We start from the raw sequence: 21074 nt of genomic DNA, 5'->3' as shown, positions 1-21074 counted from the left end.
ATCGCCGCATGACCGACAGCTTCGTCACCCAGTGCCCGCATTGTCAAACCAGCTTCCGCGTCAGCCATGCCCAGTTGAGCGTGGCACGTGGCGTCGTTCGCTGTGGCTCGTGTTTGCAGGTATTCAACGCTGCCAAGCAATTGCTTGAGCAGGCTGGCAAAGAGCCTGTCACTCCGGTCGCGCCAACCATCGCCGAAACGCCGGCACCCGCCGCGCCTCGAGCCATCAGCCAAAAGCAATGGACCGCCGCCGAGCTGGACCTGGACAGCCTCGATCTTGATGAAGAACTCGCCCGACTCGAACAGCGAGAAATCCAGCCGACCACCGAGTTCGGCCGGCATCGCGAAGACACGCTCAGTGCGCGCCGCGACAGCGCCGAAAACGACGAAGAACCCTGGACGCCCGACAGCCTGTTCAGCGAGCCGGCCGCCGACCGCGTGCAAGCGGTCAACGCGCTTGATGAACTCGATTCGCTCGACGATCTCGAAGCTCCAGACACAGCACAACAACTGAAAGAAACAGGCATACTCGCGCGCACCGAACCGTCGCTCTCGCTGGAACCGGTGGAACTGGACGACGAAACGCAGCCACCACAGCTTCGCCTGCATGATCCGCTGGACGCCCCGCTTCATCACGAACGCCTGTCGGCGACGGCAACCCCTGCAATTGACGACGACCCGCCCTCGAACGAGCCGCTGCGCAAACGCCGCGAACGCAACGAACCGGGCGTTCGCGCCGATGTATTACAGGACCTGACCGATGATCCGCTGCAGCTGGACTGGCAAAAGCGTCGCTCGCCCTGGGGTCGCCGGTTCTTCTGGCTGCTGTTGATCCTGCTAGGCGCCGGCGCGCTGGTCGGCCAGTATGTCGCCTATCACTTCGACGAACTGGCGCGCCAGGACCAGTACCGCCCATGGTTCCAGCAACTGTGCCCACAAATCGGTTGCACCGTGCCATCCAAGGTCGACATCGCGAAAATCAAAAGCAGCAACCTGGTGGTGCGCAGCCATCCGGAATTCGCCGGCGCCCTGGTCGTCGATGCGATCATCTACAACCGCGCACCCTTCTCCCAGCCGTTCCCGCTATTGGAGCTGCGTTTTGCCGACCTCAACGGCCATTTGATCGCCAGTCGTCGCTTCAAACCTGGCGAATATCTCAGCGGCGACCTCGAAGGCATGGTGGAAATGCCTCCGCAAACGCCGATCCATATCGCCCTGGACATTCTCGATCCAGGCGCCAAGGCGGTGAATTACAGCCTCAGTTTCCACTCGCCCGAGTGAAACGATTCACTGATCCGCGATTGACGACGGCTTTCTGACTTTGGCCGCCTGGACCAAACCGCTGGCGATAACAGAATAACTGTTCAGATTTTGTTCAATTCAGCCTTTATCCAGTCATCGAGAGCGGGTATCATGCCAACCCTTTTTCGAACTCTCATGATCCGGCCCCACAACAGGGAAGCCCTATGTCGGCGGTACGCATCGGTCCATACACATTACACAACGGCTTGATTCTCGCCCCCATGGCGGGTGTCACCGACCAACCCTTTCGTCAGCTGTGCAAACGATTGGGCGCGGGGCTAGTAGTCTCGGAAATGGTCACCAGCGACATGAGTTTGTGGAACACCCGCAAGTCGCGGATGCGCATGATCCACGAAGGCGATCCCGAGCCACGCTCGGTACAGATCGCCGGTGGCGACGCGCAGATGCTGGCGGATGCGGCCCGGGCCAATGTCGAACTGGGCGCACAGATTATCGATATCAACATGGGCTGTCCGGCGAAGAAGGTCTGCAACAAGGCTGCCGGTTCCGCACTGTTGAAGGATGAAGCACTGGTAACCGAGATCCTGCAGGCCGTCGTGGCTGCGGTCGATGTGCCGGTTACCCTGAAGATCCGTACCGGCTGGGACCGGGACAACAAGAATGGACTGACGGTGGCCAAGATCGCCGAGCAGGCTGGCATCACGGCGTTGGCGGTCCATGGCCGCACCCGTGCCGACCTGTACACCGGAGAGGCCGAGTACGACACCATCGCCGCGATCAAGCAGGCGGTGTCGATGCCGGTCTTCGCCAACGGTGATATCGATTCACCGGAGAAGGCCCGATACGTGCTCGACGCGACCGGTGCCGATGGACTGTTGGTTGGACGGGCTGCCCAGGGGCGGCCATGGATTTTTCGCGAGATCGACCATTTCCTGCGTACCGGCGAGAAGCTCCCGGCGCTGGAGCTGATCGAGGTGGAACGCATTCTGCTGGAGCATCTGGCTGCGCTGCACGCCTTCTATGGGGACGTGATGGGTGTACGCATTGCTCGAAAGCATGTGGGCTGGTATCTCGCAACCTTGCCGGGCGCCAGGGAGTTTCGCGCCCACTTCAATCGTTTGGAAGATACGGAAGCACAATGCGCCAACGTTCAGGGTTTCTTCGCCGAACGTTACGAGAGCCTGACAGGGGACGGAGAGTGGGTGGCCGCATGACGATGATGACCGAGACTTTAGTGAGTGGAACGACACCCGTGAGCGACAACGTGAATTTGAAACAGCACCTCAATACCCCAAGCGAAGAAGGCCAGACCCTTCGCGGGAGTGTCGAGAAAGCGCTGCACAATTATTTCGCCCACCTTGAAGGCGCTGCCGTCACGGATGTGTACAACTTGGTGCTCTCCGAAGTCGAGGCCCCCCTGCTCGAGTGCGTGATGAACTACGTCAAGGGCAACCAGACCAAGGCCAGCGAGATGCTCGGACTGAACCGGGGCACGCTGCGCAAGAAACTCAAGCAGTACGATTTGCTGTAAGCATTCAATCAAACCAGAAAGGCGCCCGCGTAAAAACGGTCGCCTTTTTTGCTGACTCCTTTGCTTTTGATGGAAATTGAGATGACCGACCAGACTACCCGCCTGCCGATCCGCCGCGCCTTGATCAGCGTTTCCGACAAGACCGGGATCCTCGAATTCGCCAAAGAGCTCGAAGCCCTGGGCGTCGAGATCCTCTCCACCGGCGGAACGTTCAAGCTGCTGCAGGACAACGGCGTTGCCGCAGTGGAAGTCGCTGATTACACCGGTTTCGCGGAAATGATGGATGGCCGGGTGAAAACCCTGCACCCGAAAATCCACGGCGGGATCCTCGGTCGTCGCGGTATCGACGACGCCATCATGAGTGAGCACGGCATCAAGCCGATCGACCTGGTAGCGGTCAACCTCTACCCGTTCGAAGCCACAATTAACAAACCGGGCTGCGACCTGCCGACCGCAATCGAGAATATCGACATCGGCGGCCCGACCATGGTCCGTTCGGCAGCCAAGAACCACAAAGACGTGGCCATCGTGGTCAACGCCGGTGATTACGCCAACGTCCTGGAAAACCTCAAGGCCGGCGGCCTGACCTACGCTCAGCGTTTCGACCTGATGCTCAAGGCCTTCGAGCACACCGCAGCCTACGACGGCATGATCGCCAACTACATGGGCACCGTGAACCAGGCCGCTGACACGCTCAGCACCGAAGGTCGCAGCGAATTCCCGCGCACCTTCAACAGCCAGTTCATCAAGGCCCAGGAAATGCGCTATGGCGAGAACCCGCACCAGAGCGCGGCGTTCTACGTGGAGGCCAAGCCAGCCGAAGTCGGCATCGCCACCGCGACCCAATTGCAAGGCAAGGAACTGTCGTACAACAACGTGGCCGACACCGACGCTGCATTGGAATGCGTGAAGAGTTTCGTCAAGCCGGCCTGCGTGATCGTCAAGCATGCCAACCCATGCGGCGTGGCCGTGAGCCCGGATGCCGAAGGCGGTATCCGCAAGGCCTACGACCTGGCCTATGCCACCGATACCGAATCCGCATTCGGCGGCATCATTGCCTTCAACCGCGAACTGGACGCTGAAACCGCCAAGGCGATCGTCGAGCGTCAGTTCGTCGAAGTGATCATTGCCCCGAGCGTCAGCGAAGAAGCCCGCGCCATCGTGGCGGCCAAGGCCAACGTTCGCCTGCTGGCCTGCGGTGAGTGGTCGGCGGATCGCGCCGCTGCCTGGGATTTCAAACGCGTCAACGGCGGCCTGCTGGTGCAGAGCCGCGATATCGGCATGATCGGCGCCGATGATCTGAAAGTCGTGACCAAGCGCGCACCGACCGAACAGGAAATCCACGACCTGATCTTCGCCTGGAAAGTCGCCAAGTACGTGAAATCCAACGCCATCGTCTACGCCAAGAACCGCCAGACCATCGGTGTCGGTGCTGGCCAGATGAGCCGTGTGAACTCCGCGCGCATTGCCGCGATCAAGGCTGAGCACGCCGGCCTGCAAGTACAGGGTGCGGTCATGGCTTCCGACGCGTTCTTCCCGTTCCGTGACGGCATCGACAACGCAGCCAAGGCCGGTATCACCGCGGTGATCCAGCCAGGCGGCTCGATGCGTGACAATGAAGTGATTGCAGCCGCAGACGAAGCCGGCATCGCGATGGTGTTCACCGGCATGCGCCACTTCCGTCACTGATACACCGATCAACTGTGGGAGCGAGCCTGCTCGCGAAGACGGCGGCACATTTGATATTGATGTGACTGATATACCGCTTTCGCGAGCAGGCTCGCTCCTACATAAGAGCACCCACCAGTGGTGCTACCAAGAATTAGCGTCATCCGAGGTTTTGAAATGAATGTTTTGATCATTGGCAGCGGTGGCCGTGAACACGCCCTGGCCTGGAAAGTGGCTCAGGATCCGCGCGTGCAGAAGGTGTTCGTGGCGCCCGGCAATGCCGGCACTGCCATTGAGGCCAAGTGCGAGAACGTCGCCATCGACGTGCTGGCCCTCGAGCAGTTGGCGGACTTCGCCGAGAAAAACGTTTCCCTGACCATCGTCGGCCCGGAAGTACCGCTGGTCGCCGGCGTCGTTGATCTGTTCCGCTCCCGGGGCCTGGATTGCTTCGGCCCGACTGCTGGCGCTGCCCAACTGGAAGGTTCGAAAGCGTTCACCAAGGATTTCCTGGCTCGCCACAAGATCCCGACCGCCGACTACCAGAACTTCACCGAGATCGAGCCAGCCCTGGCTTACCTGCGTGAAAAAGGGGCGCCGATCGTGATCAAGGCCGATGGCCTGGCCGCCGGCAAAGGTGTGATCGTCGCCATGACCCTGGCCGAAGCCGAAGACGCGGTGCGTGACATGCTGGCGGGCAATGCCTTCGGCGATGCCGGTTCGCGCGTGGTGATCGAAGAATTCCTGGACGGCGAAGAAGCCAGCTTCATTGTCATGGTCGATGGCAAGAACGTCCTGCCGATGGCCACCAGCCAGGACCACAAACGTGTCGGCGATGGCGATACCGGCCCGAACACGGGTGGTATGGGGGCCTACTCTCCCGCTCCGGTAGTGACCAGCGACGTGCACAAGCGTGTCATGGACCTGGTGATCTGGCCGACGGTTCGCGGCATGGCCGAGGAAGGAAACGTCTACACTGGTTTCCTGTATGCAGGCTTGATGATTGACAAGGCTGGTAACCCAAAAGTCATCGAATTCAACTGCCGTTTCGGCGACCCTGAGACCCAACCGGTCATGCTGCGCTTGCAGTCGAGCCTGGTGCTGCTGGTCGAAGCAGCCCTGGCACAGGCGCTGGACAAGGTCGAGGCGCAATGGGATCCACGTCCGAGCGTGGGCATCGTACTGGCCGCAGGCGGCTATCCTGGTGACTACGCCAAGGGCGCGGCCATCAAGGGCCTGGATGCGGCGGCGGCACAGGAAGGTAAAGTCTTCCACGCCGGTACTGCATTGAAGGACGGGCAAGTGGTGACGGCCGGTGGTCGGGTGCTTTGCGCCACGGCCATGGGCGCCAGCGTCGATACAGCTCAACAGCAGGCATACAAGCTGGCGGCCAGTATTGATTGGGAAGGCTGTTTCTATCGCAAGGACATTGGCTACCGTGCCATTGCCCGCGAACGTGGCGAAAATCTGGAATAAGCTACCCTTTCAGCCAGGCAAGGGCTTTAGGCCCTTGCCTGGCTATTCCGGCGCCGCGCATAGTTATACTTTGGCATCAACCTACGAAGGGATTTCGCCGTGCGCTGGCTCAGGATTGCCATAGGTTTCACTGTCACTCTGCTGACTTTGCTCTGCATGCTTCCGGCTCAGGCCGGGCAAGGCAGTGGCTGGGCGGTATTGCTCGACGAACAGGGCGACCTGCAACTGAGCGACATCCGCTCCCCCCGCTACACCAATCAATTCAGCCCAATCGAACTCGACCGCCTCACCGCAGCCAAACCCGACGGCGCGCTCTGGCTACGTTTTCGCCTTGCACCCGGCAACCATGAACAATTGCTGCGAGTGTTCGCACCCGACCTGCAGCAACTCAATATGTATGTGCTGGACGGCGACAAGCTGATCGAGCAATCGAACACGGGCAACAAGCAGCCACAGGCTGACCGGCCACTGCCCAGCAGCGACTTCATGCTGCCTTTGCCGCAAAGCGACAAACCCCTGGACGTTTACCTGCGACTGGTCTCCGAACACCAGTTGCGCCCCTATGTAACCCTGCAATCGGCGATCATGACCGCGGCCAGTCAAAACCAGACGCTGATCTATGGTTTGCTGTTGGGCTGCATTGGCATGCTGATCCTGCACAACCTCATTCGTTACGCCTACACCCGCTCGCGCAGCAGCCTCTGGCTGGCGGCATGCGAAGCCTTGTTGATGCTCAGCCTGGTGCTGTTGCTGAATCTGGCGGGCACCTGGCTGCCAAACTGGCAAGCCGTGCAGACGCCCGGTGCCTATCTCGCCTTGTTACTGACAGCCCCCTGCGGCCTGATGTTCGCGTATCGCTTCTTCGCTCCCCTTGGCTCGCACCCGCTGAACAAGCTGTTACTAGGTGACATCCTGCTCATCACGATCGGTGGCTTGTTGCTCCTGTTCGTCAACACATTGCCGCTGAACATCATCACCTACTGCCTGGTCGCGCTGGCGGGCCTGAGCATGTTGTTCGTGAGCGCCTATCACTGGCAGAAAGGTTATCGTCCGGCGCGGTTATTCGTGGCCGCCATGGTGGTGTTCAACCTCGGTACACTGATCATTCTCCCCGCCCTGCTGGGGCTGACCCTGATCGAACCCCATGGCCTGATCACTACCCTGCTGGCGTTCATCTGCATCAGCGGCCTGCTGATGAGCATTGCCTTGAGCGAGCGCCAGCGCCGCATCACTGAAGACCACTTCAGCATCAGCCGCGATCTGGCGGCCAGCAACGCCGAGATCAACGCCAAGGCCGAATTCCTGGCAAAGATCAGCCACGAGATCCGTACCCCGATGAATGGCGTGCTGGGCATGACCGAGTTGTTGCTGGGTACGCCACTCTCGGTCAAGCAACGTGACTATGTACAGACCATCCACAGCGCTGGCAACGAACTGCTTACGTTGATCAACGAAATCCTCGACATATCCAAACTCGAATCCGGGCAAATCGAACTCGACGATGTGCAGTTCGACCTTAACGCGCTGATAGAAGACTGCCTGAGCATCTTCCGCGCCAAGGCCGAACAACAGAACGTCGAGCTGATCAGCTTCATCCAGCCGCAAGTACCGCGGGTCATCAGCGGTGACCCGACACGGCTGCGTCAGACCCTGTTGAGCCTGCTTGAAAACGCCCTGAAGAAAACAGACGAAGGCGAAGTCCTGATCGTCGTCGCGCTCGACGAGCGCAATGCCAAACCGCGTCTGCGAATTGCCGTGCAGGACAGCGGCGAACCCATGGACGCCGAAGAGCGCGATGCGCTGATGCATGCAGAACTGCACAGCAAAAACTTCCTTTCGACCAACCGACTGGGCGGCAATCTGGGGCTGGTGATTGCCCGCCAGCTGATTCGCTTGATGCAGGGCGAGTTCGGTATCAAGAGTGGCAGCAACCAGGGCAGCACCCTGTGGCTGACCTTGCCGCTGGACCCTGATCGCCTCGAACACCCGACCTCTGATCTTGATGGGCCGCTGCAGGGCGCGCGGGTACTGGTGGTGGACGACAATGACACCTGTCGCAAAGTCTTGGTGCAACAGTGTAGCGCCTGGGGCCTGAACGTCAGCGCCGTTCCGTCCGGCAAGGAAGCGTTGGCACTGCTGCGCACCAAAGCACACTTGCGCGACTATTTCGACGTGGTCCTGCTGGACCAGAACATGCCCGGCATGACCGGCATGCAACTGGCCGCCAAGATCAAGGAAGACCCGAGCCTGAACCATGACATCCTGCTGATCATGCTTACCGGCATCAGCAATGCACCGAGCAAAATCATCGCGCGCAACTCAGGGATTAAACGCATCCTCGCCAAACCCGTAGCCGGCTACACCCTCAAAACGACCCTGGCCGACGAGCTGACCCAACGCAACAAGGGACTCGCGGTCATGCAGCAATTACCATCCGGCACGCCCACGCCGATCAAGGTGCCCAGCGATTTCCGCATTCTTGTGGCCGAAGACAACAGCATCTCGACCAAAGTTATCCGCGGCATGCTGGGCAAACTGAACCTGCAACCGGATACCGCCAGCAATGGTGAGGAAGCCCTGCAGGCAATGAAGGCCCAGCGATACGACTTGGTGCTGATGGATTGCGAGATGCCGATCCTCGATGGTTTCTCGGCCACCCAGCAATTGCGCGCATGGGAAGTGGGCAACCAGCGAGTCCGTACCCCGGTGGTGGCGTTGACCGCTCATATCCTCGCCGAGCATAAGGAGCGCGCGCGCCAGGCCGGCATGGACGGGCACATGGCCAAGCCGGTCGAACTCTCGCAGTTGCGTGAACTGATTGAACACTGGGTTGCCGAACGTGACCTGCAGACCCGCACGGCAACACCTACGTCCTGAGCCGACAGACCCCGCAACGCCTGATAGACTCCCCCTCGACTTCCTTCGCCAGTGAGCCTGCACCATGCTCCATGTGTTGTTCAGTGTTTACCTGAAGATGCTGGTGCTCTACAGCCCATTCTTCGTGTTGTCCTGTTTCATCAGCCTGACCCGCGGTTACTCGCGCAAGGAACAACGTCGGCTGGCCTGGAAAGTGGCGATCGCCACATTGGTCTCCAGCGTCTTGTTATACCTGTTCGGCCGGGTGATTTTCAGTGTCTTCGGCATCACCGTTGACGCGTTCCGAATTGGTGCCGGTAGCGTGCTGTTCATCTCGGCGCTCGGCATGGCTCAGGGCAAGTCGGCGGTGCAGACTGACAACGTGCAGCAGGACGTGACCATCGTTCCACTGACCATCCCGCTGACGGTCGGCCCAGGTACCATCGGCGCATTGTTGGTGATGGGCGTGAGCCAGCCGCATTGGGACGACAAGCTCATGGCCATTATCAGTATTGCCCTGGCCAGCTTTACTGTCGGCGTAGTGCTGTACCTGTCCAACCGCATCGAACGCATTCTCGGCGATCAAGGGCTGCAGATCGTCAGCCGGTTGATGGGATTGTTCGTGTGCGCGTTGGCCGCGCAGATTATCTTTACCGGCGTCCGGGGTTATCTGGTGTCCTGACGGACCGGAATGCAACTGCAACAAAAAAGGCCTTGCAGGTTGAGACAAGGCCTTTTTTGTTGCCTGGGGCAAATGATCAGAACGTGAGCTTGCGCACAAGAAGTCTGTCGGAGTAAGCCTCGATTTTCTCGTGCACCCGTGCACGGTAATTATCAAAGGCCTCGCGATTAAAGGCATAGACACCACCATCCGGGATAATCAGCACCTCTTTGTCATACTCACTCCAGAACAAGAAATCCTGCTCAATCACCGTGGTGCTGCAGCGTATGCCAAAAAGGCAGACAATCGTTTCACCCGATTCGAGGCGCTCGCAAGGCGCGCACTTGAGAATGCCCATACCGCCTCGCGCTACGTTACCGCGGAAAAACTCCCATGCGAATTCGTCCAGTTTCAAGGCTTTATAGGTATCTACAACCATCTGACTCAGCCGTTCAGAGCCCAGACGACCAATCACGGTAAGGCCGACGCTCAGCAATTGGCCAACATTCGACACCCGGAACGGATCAGTGGGAACAATGGTTTTCAGAGTGAAACCGGCTTTCAACAATCGCCCCTGATAGTAATCGAACCAGGCTTTCTTCGACACTTGCCCTGGATACTTATCGTTTGCCGCCAGTTCGGCATATAACAGACAATCCTGTATATCCTGTTGGTCGCGCAAGTTCACCGCTGGAGCGAAAGACAACAGGCAGCCTCCCACGACAACAGCATCTATAAAAGCCGGCATACAAACACCTCGCAACGCAAACTTCAGCAGTCGACAAAAAGCCTCTAACGTTTTTTTTGTCGCGAGATCAGCCGACCAACTTCTTGAACAGCTCATCACCAAACTGATCGATGTAACTGTACACCTGCTGACGCTTGCGATCGAAAGCGCGCCTATTAAACTTTCGAATGCCCGCTGCTTGAAAAAGATGCACGCCTTGAGTATTGAAAGTGAAGAAAAGAAAATCACCATCGTATTGTTTGCTGTAGACATCCAACCCGCCCATGACCATCGCCATCCCCCCATCTGGAGTAACGATGCAGGGAACCGCTTTAAAGCTGACGACCTGGCTGTTCTTGCTTCCCGAATCGACAATTTTGAGGGCTGCCTTGTCGCCTTTGAGCTTTTCGAAACCACTGGTCACCAAACTCAACACGTTACCGGACCCGGCACTGATGACAGTCTGAAGGACCTGAAGCAGCGCTTCATTCATGGTCAGCGTCAGCGTTTTCGAATCGTATTTTTTGCGAGTGTAGCTTTCGGTCACCCAGCCAATCGCGGTCAACGCTTCGTTATAGGCGTTGTAACGCTGTTCCTGAGAGCTGCCGGCGGGCAGTTTGCGCACGACGGCTTCAGCAAAGGCCTGGCTATCGAGTGCATCTTGCTTGTCATCCGCGGAAAGACGCTCGTCGAACACTACAAGGGATGGACCGACAACGGAGGCACTGTGCTCTTGCGTCGGGTGAGGGGGAGCAACATCAAGCGCTGCACTGAAACTTCTGACACGCGGACGAGACGGAGTTTCGGCCAACTGGGCCTCAATCCGTTCAAAATAGGTGTCCTGTATTAATGAATCAAAGGGCAAGTCCACCGAACCATTGGCAACTGGGTAATACATAGCAAAGCTCCTTAGTTAACAGTTCACCGCTCCATGCGGTAAACCAAACTAAAACATGCAAACCCAACTTTCAATTGAACCTTCAACAGCAACCTATACTATTAATTACCAAAAATCAGACACAACCAAAAACCTCTCAAAAAACTAGAGATCATCATTTTTTATAGATAAGCGCGGCCCCGGAATGAGGCCGCCATGACTCAACTACCCGGCTTGTTGCCGTACCAGCGCGGGGTGTATACCCATTCTCCGCCCTCGACACGAGGAAACACGCAGGTCGTGGAGGAGCCGATCAGCACCATGGTGCGCATATCGACTTGATCGGGAGTCAACTGCCCGAGCGTGGTAACGCGCAAGGCCTGACCCGGACGACCAATGTCTCGCCCCAACACGACCGGTGTCTGAGGCTCGCGGTGACGGGCAACGATTTCAAGCGCCTGCCCAAGTTGCCATGGCCGTGAACGCGAAATCGGATTGTAGAACGCCAGGGCCAGGTCGGCTTGAGCCGCCAGATCCAGTCGCTGCTCGATGATAGACCAGGGCTTGAGATTGTCCGACAGCGACAGCACACAGAAGTCATGCCCCAACGGCGCACCGGCCTGGGCAGCCGTCGCCAATGAAGCGGAGACCCCTGGCAGGATTTCCAGATCAACGTTGTGCCACGCCGCATCGGTGGACTCATGCAGCGCTTCAAGCACGGCAGCGGCCATGGCAAAAACCCCCGGATCGCCAGAGGACACCACCACCACCGACCGCCCTTGCGCCGCCAGTTCGAAGGCATGGCGTGCACGCTGCATCTCTTCGCGGTTATCGGTGCAATGCAGCACCTGATCGTCGCGGAAGGGTCCGGCCATGCGCACGTAAGTTTCATACCCCAGCACATCATTGGCGCGAGCCAGTTCAGCCTTCACCGCCGGGACCATCAGCTCGGCAGCGCCCGGCCCCAGACCGATCACAGCCAGACGTCCCCGCGCACGGCCGATCTGCAACGGGTCCAGCGGCTGTTCGGCAACCGCAATGGCAACGGTGCCGTCACCCCGTATGGATACAGGTTGCCCTACAGCATTGCGGACCCGCTCAACCATATCCATTTCAGCATTGGCAAATCGCAATGGCACACCCAACTCTAGCGCTGCTTCACGCAGCGCCGGGCTGGCCATTTCGGTATCGACCGCCAACAGGCAAGCCAGCGATTGCACAGCGACACCGGCCTGATGCAACGCTGCGCGAACCACGCTCGGCAAATCTGCAATGCCAGCACTGACCGCCACTAACACACTGCGTGGATAGATCAACAATTCGTTGGCCGCCGGCGTGCGTTCGGCAGGGCTGACATGCACTGCCAGCCGCGCCTGGGCATCTTCAGGTAATTGCGCTTGCACCAGCCACGGTGCCGATCCTTCGATGCGTACCGTTTCACCGGCCAGCAAGTCGGAAACAAAACGCTTGCCCAGCTCCAGATCAGCCAACGCATAGCCGCTTGGCGGATTGAGCAGGCAGGTGCCAAAACGCAGCTCACCGCTGGTGGTAATGGCTGGTGTAACGTCGAGATGTGCGGCGATCTCCCGCGCCATCACATTCACGCCGCCAAGCCCGCCGAGCAACGGCACCACCGCGCTGCCGTCTTCAGCCACGGCCAGCACTGGAGGCTCAACGCCTTTTTCCAGCAGCAGAGGCGCCAGTGTGCGGATCACGATACCGGCGGCGCACAGGGCAATGATCGGCGAGGCCTGTTGATAAAGCTCGCGCACAGTCGCGCCGAACTCATGGTAGACACGGTCCGCGCCGTCAACGCGCTCGACCAGGCCGTGAATCAGCGCACCGGGATAGCGTTTTTGAATACTGCGGGCGGTGGCGAGGCTACCATTGCCGAGAACGACAATCGCCGGAACTGGACGGGTCATCAGCCTTGCCACCTTTCGCCCGGAACGATGATCAGCGAGAAATACGGCGAAGACATCGGCTCGACCTGATCCAGCGGCACGATTTTCTGATTGGCCATGGTTGCGCGCTCGACGTACAGCGCCCGCTCGGCCAACCCGAGTTCTTCCAGTACCTGGCGAACCTTGGGAAAGTTGCGTCCCAGCTTCATGATCACGGCGGCATCGGCATCGGCCAAGCGGCGCTTGAGTTCGTCATGGGGCAGCACGCCGGACAACACCGACAGGCTCTGATTGCGATACACCAGCGGCGCACCGAGTACCGAAGCACCACCGAGCATCGAGCAGACACCCGGCACCACTTCAGCCTGATAACGCTCGGCGAGCCGGTCGTGCAGGTACATGTAGGAACCGTAGAAGAACGGATCGCCTTCGCAAATCACGGCGACGTCGCGCCCCGCGTCCAGATGCGCGGCCAGTTGTTCGCCGGCAGCATCGTAGAAATCACTGATCACTTGCTCGTAGGACAGCGGCGCCGGCAATGCCTCGGTGGTGACCGGGTAAACCAGCGGCAGCAAGGTCTGTGCATCCTGCAGATGCGCCTCGATGATGCCAAAAGCATTACCCTTCTTTCCCTTGGCAACGAAGTACGCCACCACTGGCGATTCACGCAGCAGGCGCAAGGCTTTGACGGTAATCAGTTCCGGATCACCCGGGCCGACGCCAAGGCCGATCAAACGTCCTGGTTGTTGCATCATTCGATCTCCGTGGCGAGGGCATTGACGGCGGCGGCGGCCATGGCGCTTCCGCCCAGGCGACCTTGCATGATGACGAAAGGCACACCACGGCTGTCCGCCGCGAGCATCGCCTTGGATTCGGCGGCGCCGACAAAACCCACCGGGAAGCCGAGAATCAGCGCCGGCTTCGGTGCGCCGGCATCGAGCATTTCCAGCAAATAGAACAGAGCCGTCGGTGCATTGCCGATCACCACCACACTGCCTTCCAGATGCGGACGCCACAGCTCCAGCGCGGCGGCGGAACGGGTGTTGCCCAATTCGCGGGCAAGTGTAGGAACGCTCTCATCGCGCAGGGTGCAGATAACCGGATTGTTCGCCGGTAGACGCGCGCGGGTGATGCCTTCGGACACCATTCGCGCATCACACAGAATCGGCGCACCGGCCGCCAACGCATCGCGCCCGGCCTTGCCCGCGCCTTCGGAAAACTGCAAGCCGTCGATGGCGTCGACCATGCCGCAGGCGTGAATCACCCGAACCGCGAGTTTTTCCAGATCGGCCGGGATTCGCCCGAGGTTGGCCTCGGCGCGAATGATCGCGAAGGAGTTGCGATAGATCTCCTGACCGTCGCGGATGTAATCAAGCATCAAGGGGGCTCCGTGAGCGGGCATCGAGCAAGGCCGCGACCGCTTCAATAGTAAGGTTGCGTGCGTGCAGGGCGCCGAAACCGGGCTGCGCTGCATCGCGAAAATAGAGATCGTAGTGACCGGCTGAGACGGCCAGCAAGGTAATTGGCGCGATGTGCGCGGCAGCGCACGAACGCGGGCAACCCGATAAGTGCACATTCGGTGCATGACTGTTGCGTTGCATGAGCGCCGCCAGTTGCCGGGCATCGCCCTTGGTATCGGCCAGGCCTTTGCCGCATCCGGTCGAACCGGTGCAGGCAATCAGGTGTGCCAAGGCGTCATCAGCAGAACAACGCAAGCCCGCCCCCTCAAGACGCTGGATAACGTCGCGAGCATCGTCGGCATGGACACCGGGCAACAACAGGCTTTGCCAGGGAGTAAATCGCAGGCTGCCGTCACCCCTTTCACGGGCAAGCTTTGCAGCGCTTCTGAGCATGGCAGGGTCGAGACGACCCAAGGGCGGCACGGCGCCAACGTACACACGCTCAGCCCCACGTTGCGGATGAGCACCGATGTGCAGGGCAATGGGGCTGACATCGTGTCGGCGACTCGAAGCGGGCATCAATGGCACCCGTTCGGCCAACGCCGCGAGAAACCTGTCGAGTGAGCATTCGCCGAGCAGGTGACGCATGCGTGTCTGATCCGGACGCGCCCACTCAAGAAACAGATCAAGCACTGCGACCACCAACCCGTGGCCATGTTCCAGCAGCACCGAGCCCGCAGGCGGGTCCAGAGGACATCCCGCCAGACCGAAGGCAAAAACCGTCTGGCCCTCTCCCTCCGTGGCGGACAGCCACAGATCATGGGGATGCTCAAGCATTGCCAGGCCTTCGCCGCCATGGAGTTGCACGGCAAACTTGGCACTGAGGTCGTGAAAGCGTTCGTCGCCCTGGATCGTGACCAGGATCTGCTCGGCCAATGGGCGCGTGTCGCACAGCATTTGCCGATCAATGCCGGCACCGGGGCTGAGCATCAGATTGCGCACATCGTCGCCAGCGGCGCTACTGGGTCCCAATCCGCTGGCCATGAGGCTGTCGATCAAAGCCCCATGCTCACGGCCAATGCCGCGAATTTGCAGATTGGCGCGGTTGGTCGCCTCGATCACTCCGCCGGCGAATCGCTCGGCAGCATTGGCCACCACCTCGGCCTGAGCTGCGCTGATCGAACCGCCATTCAACTTGATCCGGCAAATACCGCCGTCCAGTGCCTGGACGATACGCAGCAACCCCGGGCAGGCCGAGGGGCGTAAGGCGGTGGACATCGGGCGTTCGTTCAAGGGCGGGACCGGGAATGTGGGAAAGGCGCTTCGCAAGCAAAGGCGCGGTATTATGCCTGTTTTGTTCGACGGCATGAAAAGCCTGCCCGTCGGAACAGCGTGTTTGAGGAATATAGATGTCGCCCTGGCTGACAGTAGTGGGAATCGGTGAAGACGGCTTCAAGGGCCTGGGCAAAAACGCCCGTCACGCCCTGTTGAACGCTTCGCGGATCATTGGTGGCCAGCGGCAACTGGATTTGTTGCCTGCCTGCATTCGCGGCGAACGGCAACTGTGGCCCAGTCCTTTTACCCTTGAACCGGTCCTGGCCAGGCGTGGCGAACCTGTCTGCGTGCTGGCCAGCGGCGATCCAATGTTCTTCGGGGTGGGCGCCAGTCTCGTGCGGCACATACCCGGCGAGGAACTGCTGATTTTGCCCACCCCCTCTTCCTGCTCGCTCGCCGCCGCCCGAATGGGTTGGCCCTTGCAGGATGTGGTCACCCTTTCTGCGGTTGCCCGCCCTATCGCCGCGCTCAACGCCCAGTTGTTCAGCGGTGTACGCTTGTTGGTGCTGAGCAACGACGGCTGCAGTCCCGCCGCCATCGCCGCGCTGTTGCGTGAGCGTGGATTCGGCCCGAGCCGCCTCACCGTACTGGAACATCTGGGCGGGGAAGCCGAGCGGCGTGTCGATGGCATCGCCAGCGACTGGACCGATCCCGCCATCGCCGACTTGAACCTGATTGCCATCGAGTGCATCGCTGAAACGAACACACCACGCCTGTCACGCCTGGCCGGTCTGCCGGACTCAGCGTTCAAGCATGACGGCCAACTGACCAAGCGCGACGTACGCGCGATCACCCTCGCGCGCCTGGCCCCAGTGCCTGGTGAACTGTTGTGGGACGTTGGCGCCGGCAGCGGCTCGATCGGCATCGAATGGATGCGCGCCCACCCGAGTTGCCGGGCGCTGGCCATCGAAGCCGATGACGGGCGGCAACAATTGATCGAGTACAACCGCGATGCCCTCGGAGTGCCCGGCCTGCAACTGATTCGCGGCCACGCACCGCAAGTCCTCGACGGACTCGAACCGCCAGACGCCATTTTCATTGGTGGCGGTGTCACCCGTGAAGGCGTACTGGACAGTTGCTGGACCGCCCTCAAACCCGGTGGCCGGCTGATCGCCAACGCGGTCACGCTGCAAAGCGAAATGACGTTGATGGCGTGGCGTGAACAGCACGGTGGAGAGCTGACGCGCATCCATATCGCCCAGGCGCAACCGCTGGGCGATTTCGATACCTGGCGCCAGGCACTGCCGATTACCCTGCTGGATATGACGAAACCTTTCGATGCGTGACGAAACTGCCGAACACCCCGCGCCACTGCGTAGTGGCCTAACCACGGGCAGTTGCGCCACGGCAACCAGCCTCGCGGCGGCTCGCCTGCTGCTCGCGGGCACGGCAGCAGACGCTGTGGAAATCGTCTTGCCCAAGGGTAAGCAAGTGCAGATGCGCCTGGAATTCTGTCGACTGACGGGCGACGGTGCCGAGGCCGGCACGATCAAGGATGCCGGCGACGATCCCGACGTCACCCACGGCGCCCTGCTCTATAGCCAGGTGCGACTGCGCGCCGAGCCGGGCATCGGTTTTAATGCCGGTCTCGGGGTCGGCACCGTGACCCGCCCAGGGCTGGTGTTGGGCGTCGGCGAACCGGCGATCAACCCGGTGCCGCGCAAAATGATCACCGATCACCTGACACGGCTCGCCGACGAGCTGGGCTATGGCGGCGGTTTCGATGTCACGGTCAATGTCGAAAACGGTGAGGCCCTGGCGCTCAAAACCATGAACCCGCGCCTGGGGATTCTCGGTGGCCTGTCGATCCTCGGCACCAGCGGCATTGTCCGGCCGTTCTCCTGTGCGGCCTACATTGCCTCGATTCACCAGGGCATCGATGTGGCGAAAACCAACGGTTACCTGCACATCGCCGCCTGCACCGGCAACGCCAGCGAAGACACCATGCGCCGGGTCTACAACCTGCCGGAAATCGCCTTGATTGAAATGGGCGATTTCGTCGGAGCGGTGCTCAAACACCTGCGCAAGGTGCCAGTGGATAAACTCAGTCTTTGTGGCGGCTTCGGCAAAATCAGCAAACTCGCAGCCGGGCACATGGACTTGCACAGCCGGCATTCAAGCATCGACCTGCCGCAACTGGCCGAATGGGCCGCGGCAGTCGGCGCCGATACCGCGTTGCAGCAAGGCATCCGCGAGGCCAACACCAGTCAACAAGCCCTGGCCATGGCCAGCGCCGCCGGCATCGCCCTCGGTGACGCGGTGTGCCAGCACGCTTTGGACTTTGCCCGCAGTGTGGTGCCTTCGCAGGTTCAGGTCGAAGTGTTTGCCATCGATCGCCAGGGCGGGATCGTGGGCCATGCCGGAGCATTCCAATGAAACGTATTCTGTTGCTGGGCGGTGTCACCGAAGCCCTGGCCATCGCCCGCACGCTCGGCCCTGAACACATCTACAGCCTGGCCGGTATCGGTCGGGTGCCAACGGACCTGACCTGCCAAGTCCGCGTCGGCGGCTATGGCGGCGCCGAAGGCCTGGCGCAATTCATTCGCGAAGAAGGGATTGATCTGCTGCTGGATGCCACCCATCCCTACGCAGCGAAAATCAGCCAGAACGCCGCCTGCGCTGCGCACCTGAGCGGCATTCCCTGCTGGGCACTGCGACGTCCGGCGTGGCAGCCTCAGGCTGGGGACGACTGGCGCGAAGTCAGCGACTGGGCCGAACTGATCGAAGCCCTGAAACCTTTTCGACGACCGCTGTTCACCCTGGGTCGCGAGCCCTTGCAGCACCTGGGCGAAATTCCCGAGGAACAATTCTGGACCTTGCGCGCGCTGGATGCTTATCCGGGCAACGAGCGCTGTGAAGTCATCGGCGCGCGCGGGCCGTTCCGGATCGAGGATGAACGTGAGCTGTTCGAACGCCGGCAGATCGACGTACTGATCAGCAAGAACAGCGGCAGTACCGCGACCGAACCGAAGCTGGAAGTGGCGCGTGAGCGTGGGGTGCCGGTGTTGGTGTTGAAGCGGCCGGTGTTGCCGGGGGTTGAGCGGGAGTTTGGATCGGTCGCGCAATTACTGGAAGCCTTGTCTATGTCAGACAATTCCTAAGCCCCGCAGAAACCAACGAATTTACTGGCAACTTTCCAGGAAGGCGCTGGCTGTATCTCTCAATAGCTTCAACTCTATATTCGCAAAACCTCTAATTCAATCAAGTACACAGACCTGCCACTGAAGGGGACGGTTAGCGTCTTCCTCCCAAAAAGGCTTCTTGCCAACCTGTATCCCAAGGAATACGATCCCGACATGATCGACTTCAAACGATCTCGTGTATTTGCCGACTGGCTCGATTCATTGAAAGACACTATCGGCAAGTCTCGCATCATCGCCAGACTCCGGGCTGCCGAACATGGAAACTTTGGTGATTGCGTGCCCGTAGGAGAGACGGTTTATGAAATGCGCGTTCATCATGGTCCCGGCTACAGGATGTACTTCACGCGCCGAGGCGAAGTGGTCTATCTGCTACTGGTGGGCGGTGACAAGTCGACTCAAAAACGCGATATCAAACGCGCTATTCAAATGGCGCAAAACATCGGAAATGAGGAGTGAATCATGACCGAACAATTCGCCCGCTTCGATGCCGCTGAATTCCTTAAAACTCCGGAAGAAATGGCCGCATATCTTGATGCCTGCTTTGAAGAAGATGCAGGCGACGGCGTTCTGATACGCGCCGCTCTTAACGACATTGCTCGCGCTCAGGGCATGACACAAGTCGCCCGTGATGCCGGTGTAGGTCGTGAGAGTTTGTACAAAGCGCTGAGCAGTACTGGCAATCCGGAATTCGCGACTATCATGAAGGTAATGAAAGCCTTGGGTATGCGCTTGCATGCCGTTGCTGTCTGATTGCGCTGCGACACCACACCGCACGCCGCTTTTTTACTTATCGGCATTGATCAGGCTAAATAGCCGTGCCTGATCGCCCACCCAATGGATCTGTCCCATGTCCCGACAACGGCTCGCAATTGCCTGGATAGCCTGCTTCGCAGTGCTGTTCAACCTGCTCGCCATGCCGATGACCGGAGCGATGGCGCAGTCGGCGAAGCCGCCTGCCGAGCAGTTGTTGTGGGGGAGTTTCTGTTCGTCCAGCGGCACCAAAATGGTTGCGATTTCCCTGGGCGGCATCGAGCAGAAAGCCCCGCAAAACGACGATCATTCCAATATGCAGCATTGCTGGTGCTGTTCAGGTTCCGCGCCGTTGGTGGCACTGCCCGGACATGTTCCGCAGTTGTATTTCGCGCAGTTCGACGCCAATCGAAGCCTGCCCCCCGCCTCACTCAATACCCCGACGCCGCGCCAGCAATGGCCGAGCCTCAACCCCCGCGCATCCCCTCTGGTGTGATTCTTTCTCGCAATTGACCTGCGTTTTGAATCGCTCTGGAGAACCATCATGCTGAACAAACTCATCGTTGTGGCTGCGTTGTTGCTGCCTGCCTGCTTTGCCAATGCCCACGAATACAAGGTCGGGGAGCTGGACATCGCTTATCCCTGGTCGCAGGAGTTGCCGCCGAACGCGCCGAACGTTGCAGCCTATTTCGTGATCCACAACGAAGGCAAATCCGCCGACCGGCTACTCAGTGTCGATTCGCCGATTGCCGGCGAAGCACAATTGCACGAGCACGTGATGCAAAACGACCTGATGAAAATGCAGCACGTGCCAAGCGTGGAAATCCCCGCCGGTGGCGAAGTCACGTTTGCGCCAATGGCCTACCACGTGATGCTGCTGAACCTGAAAGACCGCAGCCTGCTGAGCGACGGCAAGCGCTTCCCGCTGACCCTGCACTTCGAGAAATCCGGTGACGTGACGGTTGAGGTGGCGGTGCAGAAGCAGGCGCCTGAAGGCACGCAAAAGCACGCGCACGTCCAGTAACCAGCTGAGCTGAAAGCGCCCATGCGCCCGTTCAGCGCCAGGTCATCCAGACCCCGTCGTCAGCCATCGAGCCTGACACGCGGCAGCTGGATCAGCCTGTTCGCCATGTTGATGATCTTTATCGGCCCGCTGGTTTCCCAGTCGATGCCGATGGACTCGCGCGCGGCCATGAGCCTGTCGATGGACATGTCCATGGATATGCCGGCAATGGACCACGCCGATCACGGCGCACAACCGAACGCCGAGCACTGCCCGCCGCAAGCCGGACATCACGCCATCGGGGAAAAATGCGGCTATTGCAGCCTGTTGTTCAATTGCCCGGCGCTCACCGGTGGTGTGTCATTCACCGCGTTCGACACACCGCCCGCCAGTACTTTCACTTCCCCTTCCCCGCACCTGGGCCATGCCCGACAAACCTTTTTCCCCGGTGCCCGAACCCGCGCCCCGCCTATCGTCACGTAGA

Annotated in this window: 21 protein-coding genes; 15 read left to right on the top strand and 6 right to left on the bottom strand. The window is 59.9% G+C overall.

Annotated features, from left to right (window positions below):
• Window positions 1-8 precede the first annotated feature (8 nt).
• The 7 genes from AC07ZE_RS03755 (at window position 9) to AC07ZE_RS03725 (ending at window position 9472) form a co-directional block, all read left to right on the top strand.
• Window positions 9-1280, top strand: coding sequence for a DUF3426 domain-containing protein (locus AC07ZE_RS03755; protein ID WP_207261406.1), 1272 nt, complete (start codon window positions 9-11; stop codon window positions 1278-1280).
• Between the two features lie 185 nt (window positions 1281-1465).
• Window positions 1466-2476: a tRNA dihydrouridine synthase DusB gene (gene dusB, locus AC07ZE_RS03750; RefSeq protein WP_207261404.1), complete on the top strand. Its 1011-nt coding sequence runs from the start codon at window positions 1466-1468 to the stop codon at window positions 2474-2476.
• A complete protein-coding gene (gene fis / locus AC07ZE_RS03745; RefSeq protein ID WP_015093301.1) occupies window positions 2473-2793 on the top strand; it encodes a DNA-binding transcriptional regulator Fis in 321 nt (106 codons plus the stop codon). Before dusB ends, fis begins: the two co-directional genes overlap by 4 nt.
• Before the next feature lie 81 nt (window positions 2794-2874).
• On the top strand, window positions 2875-4482 hold the full coding sequence (purH, locus tag AC07ZE_RS03740) for a bifunctional phosphoribosylaminoimidazolecarboxamide formyltransferase/IMP cyclohydrolase (protein ID WP_207261402.1): 1608 nt from the start codon (window positions 2875-2877) through the stop codon (window positions 4480-4482).
• Between the two features lie 156 nt (window positions 4483-4638).
• Entirely contained in the window at window positions 4639-5934 is a 1296-nt protein-coding gene (purD, locus tag AC07ZE_RS03735) for a phosphoribosylamine--glycine ligase (protein WP_207261400.1), read from the top strand.
• A gap of 99 nt (window positions 5935-6033) precedes the next feature.
• Window positions 6034-8811: a hybrid sensor histidine kinase/response regulator gene (locus AC07ZE_RS03730; protein WP_207261398.1), complete on the top strand. Its 2778-nt coding sequence runs from the start codon at window positions 6034-6036 to the stop codon at window positions 8809-8811.
• Window positions 8812-8875: 64 nt separating this feature from the next.
• Window positions 8876-9472 (top strand): MarC family protein, encoded by a 597-nt coding sequence (locus AC07ZE_RS03725; protein ID WP_095192049.1) that lies wholly within the window; start codon window positions 8876-8878, stop codon window positions 9470-9472.
• Between the two features lie 76 nt (window positions 9473-9548).
• Here AC07ZE_RS03725 and AC07ZE_RS03720 read toward each other — a convergent pair whose 3' ends face one another.
• From AC07ZE_RS03720 to cobG, 6 genes are all read right to left on the bottom strand, one after another.
• Complete coding sequence (locus tag AC07ZE_RS03720) at window positions 9549-10199, bottom strand: hypothetical protein (RefSeq protein WP_207261396.1); 651 nt, start codon at window positions 10197-10199, stop codon at window positions 9549-9551.
• 67 nt (window positions 10200-10266) lie between these two features.
• On the bottom strand, window positions 10267-11076 hold the full coding sequence (locus AC07ZE_RS03715) for a hypothetical protein (RefSeq protein ID WP_207261394.1): 810 nt from the start codon (window positions 11074-11076) through the stop codon (window positions 10267-10269).
• A gap of 200 nt (window positions 11077-11276) precedes the next feature.
• Complete coding sequence (gene cobJ / locus AC07ZE_RS03710) at window positions 11277-12980, bottom strand: precorrin-3B C(17)-methyltransferase (RefSeq protein WP_207261392.1); 1704 nt, start codon at window positions 12978-12980, stop codon at window positions 11277-11279.
• Window positions 12980-13711, bottom strand: a complete 732-nt coding sequence (locus tag AC07ZE_RS03705; RefSeq protein WP_207267756.1) for a precorrin-2 C(20)-methyltransferase — start codon at window positions 13709-13711, stop codon at window positions 12980-12982. Before AC07ZE_RS03705 ends, cobJ begins: the two co-directional genes overlap by 1 nt.
• A complete protein-coding gene (locus tag AC07ZE_RS03700; RefSeq protein WP_137807144.1) occupies window positions 13711-14337 on the bottom strand; it encodes a precorrin-8X methylmutase in 627 nt (208 codons plus the stop codon). The genes AC07ZE_RS03705 and AC07ZE_RS03700 overlap by 1 nt, the downstream gene beginning before the upstream one ends.
• The gene (cobG, locus tag AC07ZE_RS03695; protein ID WP_310650355.1) at window positions 14330-15637 is read right to left on the bottom strand and encodes a precorrin-3B synthase; all 1308 of its coding nucleotides are present in this window, start codon (window positions 15635-15637) and stop codon (window positions 14330-14332) included. Before cobG ends, AC07ZE_RS03700 begins: the two co-directional genes overlap by 8 nt.
• Window positions 15638-15768: 131 nt before the next feature.
• Here cobG and cbiE point away from each other — a divergent pair, with 131 nt between their 5' ends.
• The 8 genes from cbiE to AC07ZE_RS03655 all read left to right on the top strand — a co-directional run bounded on the left by cbiE (window position 15769) and on the right by AC07ZE_RS03655 (window position 21073).
• Window positions 15769-16980, top strand: coding sequence for a precorrin-6y C5,15-methyltransferase (decarboxylating) subunit CbiE (gene cbiE, locus AC07ZE_RS03690; RefSeq protein ID WP_207261387.1), 1212 nt, complete (start codon window positions 15769-15771; stop codon window positions 16978-16980).
• On the top strand, window positions 16973-18070 hold the full coding sequence (locus AC07ZE_RS03685) for a cobalt-precorrin-5B (C(1))-methyltransferase (RefSeq protein ID WP_207261385.1): 1098 nt from the start codon (window positions 16973-16975) through the stop codon (window positions 18068-18070). The genes cbiE and AC07ZE_RS03685 overlap by 8 nt, the downstream gene beginning before the upstream one ends.
• On the top strand, window positions 18067-18795 hold the full coding sequence (locus AC07ZE_RS03680) for a cobalt-precorrin-6A reductase (RefSeq protein WP_207261383.1): 729 nt from the start codon (window positions 18067-18069) through the stop codon (window positions 18793-18795). Before AC07ZE_RS03685 ends, AC07ZE_RS03680 begins: the two co-directional genes overlap by 4 nt.
• Before the next feature lie 195 nt (window positions 18796-18990).
• Window positions 18991-19293 carry a type II toxin-antitoxin system RelE/ParE family toxin gene (locus AC07ZE_RS03675; protein WP_207261375.1) on the top strand — a complete coding sequence of 101 codons (303 nt, stop codon included), beginning with the start codon at window positions 18991-18993 and terminating at the stop codon, window positions 19291-19293.
• A 3-nt stretch (window positions 19294-19296) separates the two neighbouring features.
• The gene (locus AC07ZE_RS03670; protein WP_137807138.1) at window positions 19297-19587 is read left to right on the top strand and encodes an addiction module antidote protein; all 291 of its coding nucleotides are present in this window, start codon (window positions 19297-19299) and stop codon (window positions 19585-19587) included.
• A gap of 97 nt (window positions 19588-19684) precedes the next feature.
• A complete protein-coding gene (locus AC07ZE_RS03665) occupies window positions 19685-20083 on the top strand; it encodes a DUF2946 domain-containing protein (protein WP_207261373.1) in 399 nt (132 codons plus the stop codon).
• A gap of 48 nt (window positions 20084-20131) precedes the next feature.
• Complete coding sequence (locus tag AC07ZE_RS03660) at window positions 20132-20611, top strand: copper chaperone PCu(A)C (protein ID WP_137807137.1); 480 nt, start codon at window positions 20132-20134, stop codon at window positions 20609-20611.
• 21 nt (window positions 20612-20632) lie between these two features.
• Entirely contained in the window at window positions 20633-21073 is a 441-nt protein-coding gene (locus AC07ZE_RS03655; protein WP_207261372.1) for a DUF2946 domain-containing protein, read from the top strand.
• The last annotated feature ends 1 nt before the right edge of the window (window position 21074 follow it).

The sequence above is a fragment of the Pseudomonas sp. GW101-3H06 genome (genome assembly GCF_059424605.1).
The sequence above is the reverse complement of the archived record's forward strand: the minus strand, read 5'-3'. Positions and strand labels throughout refer to the sequence as shown.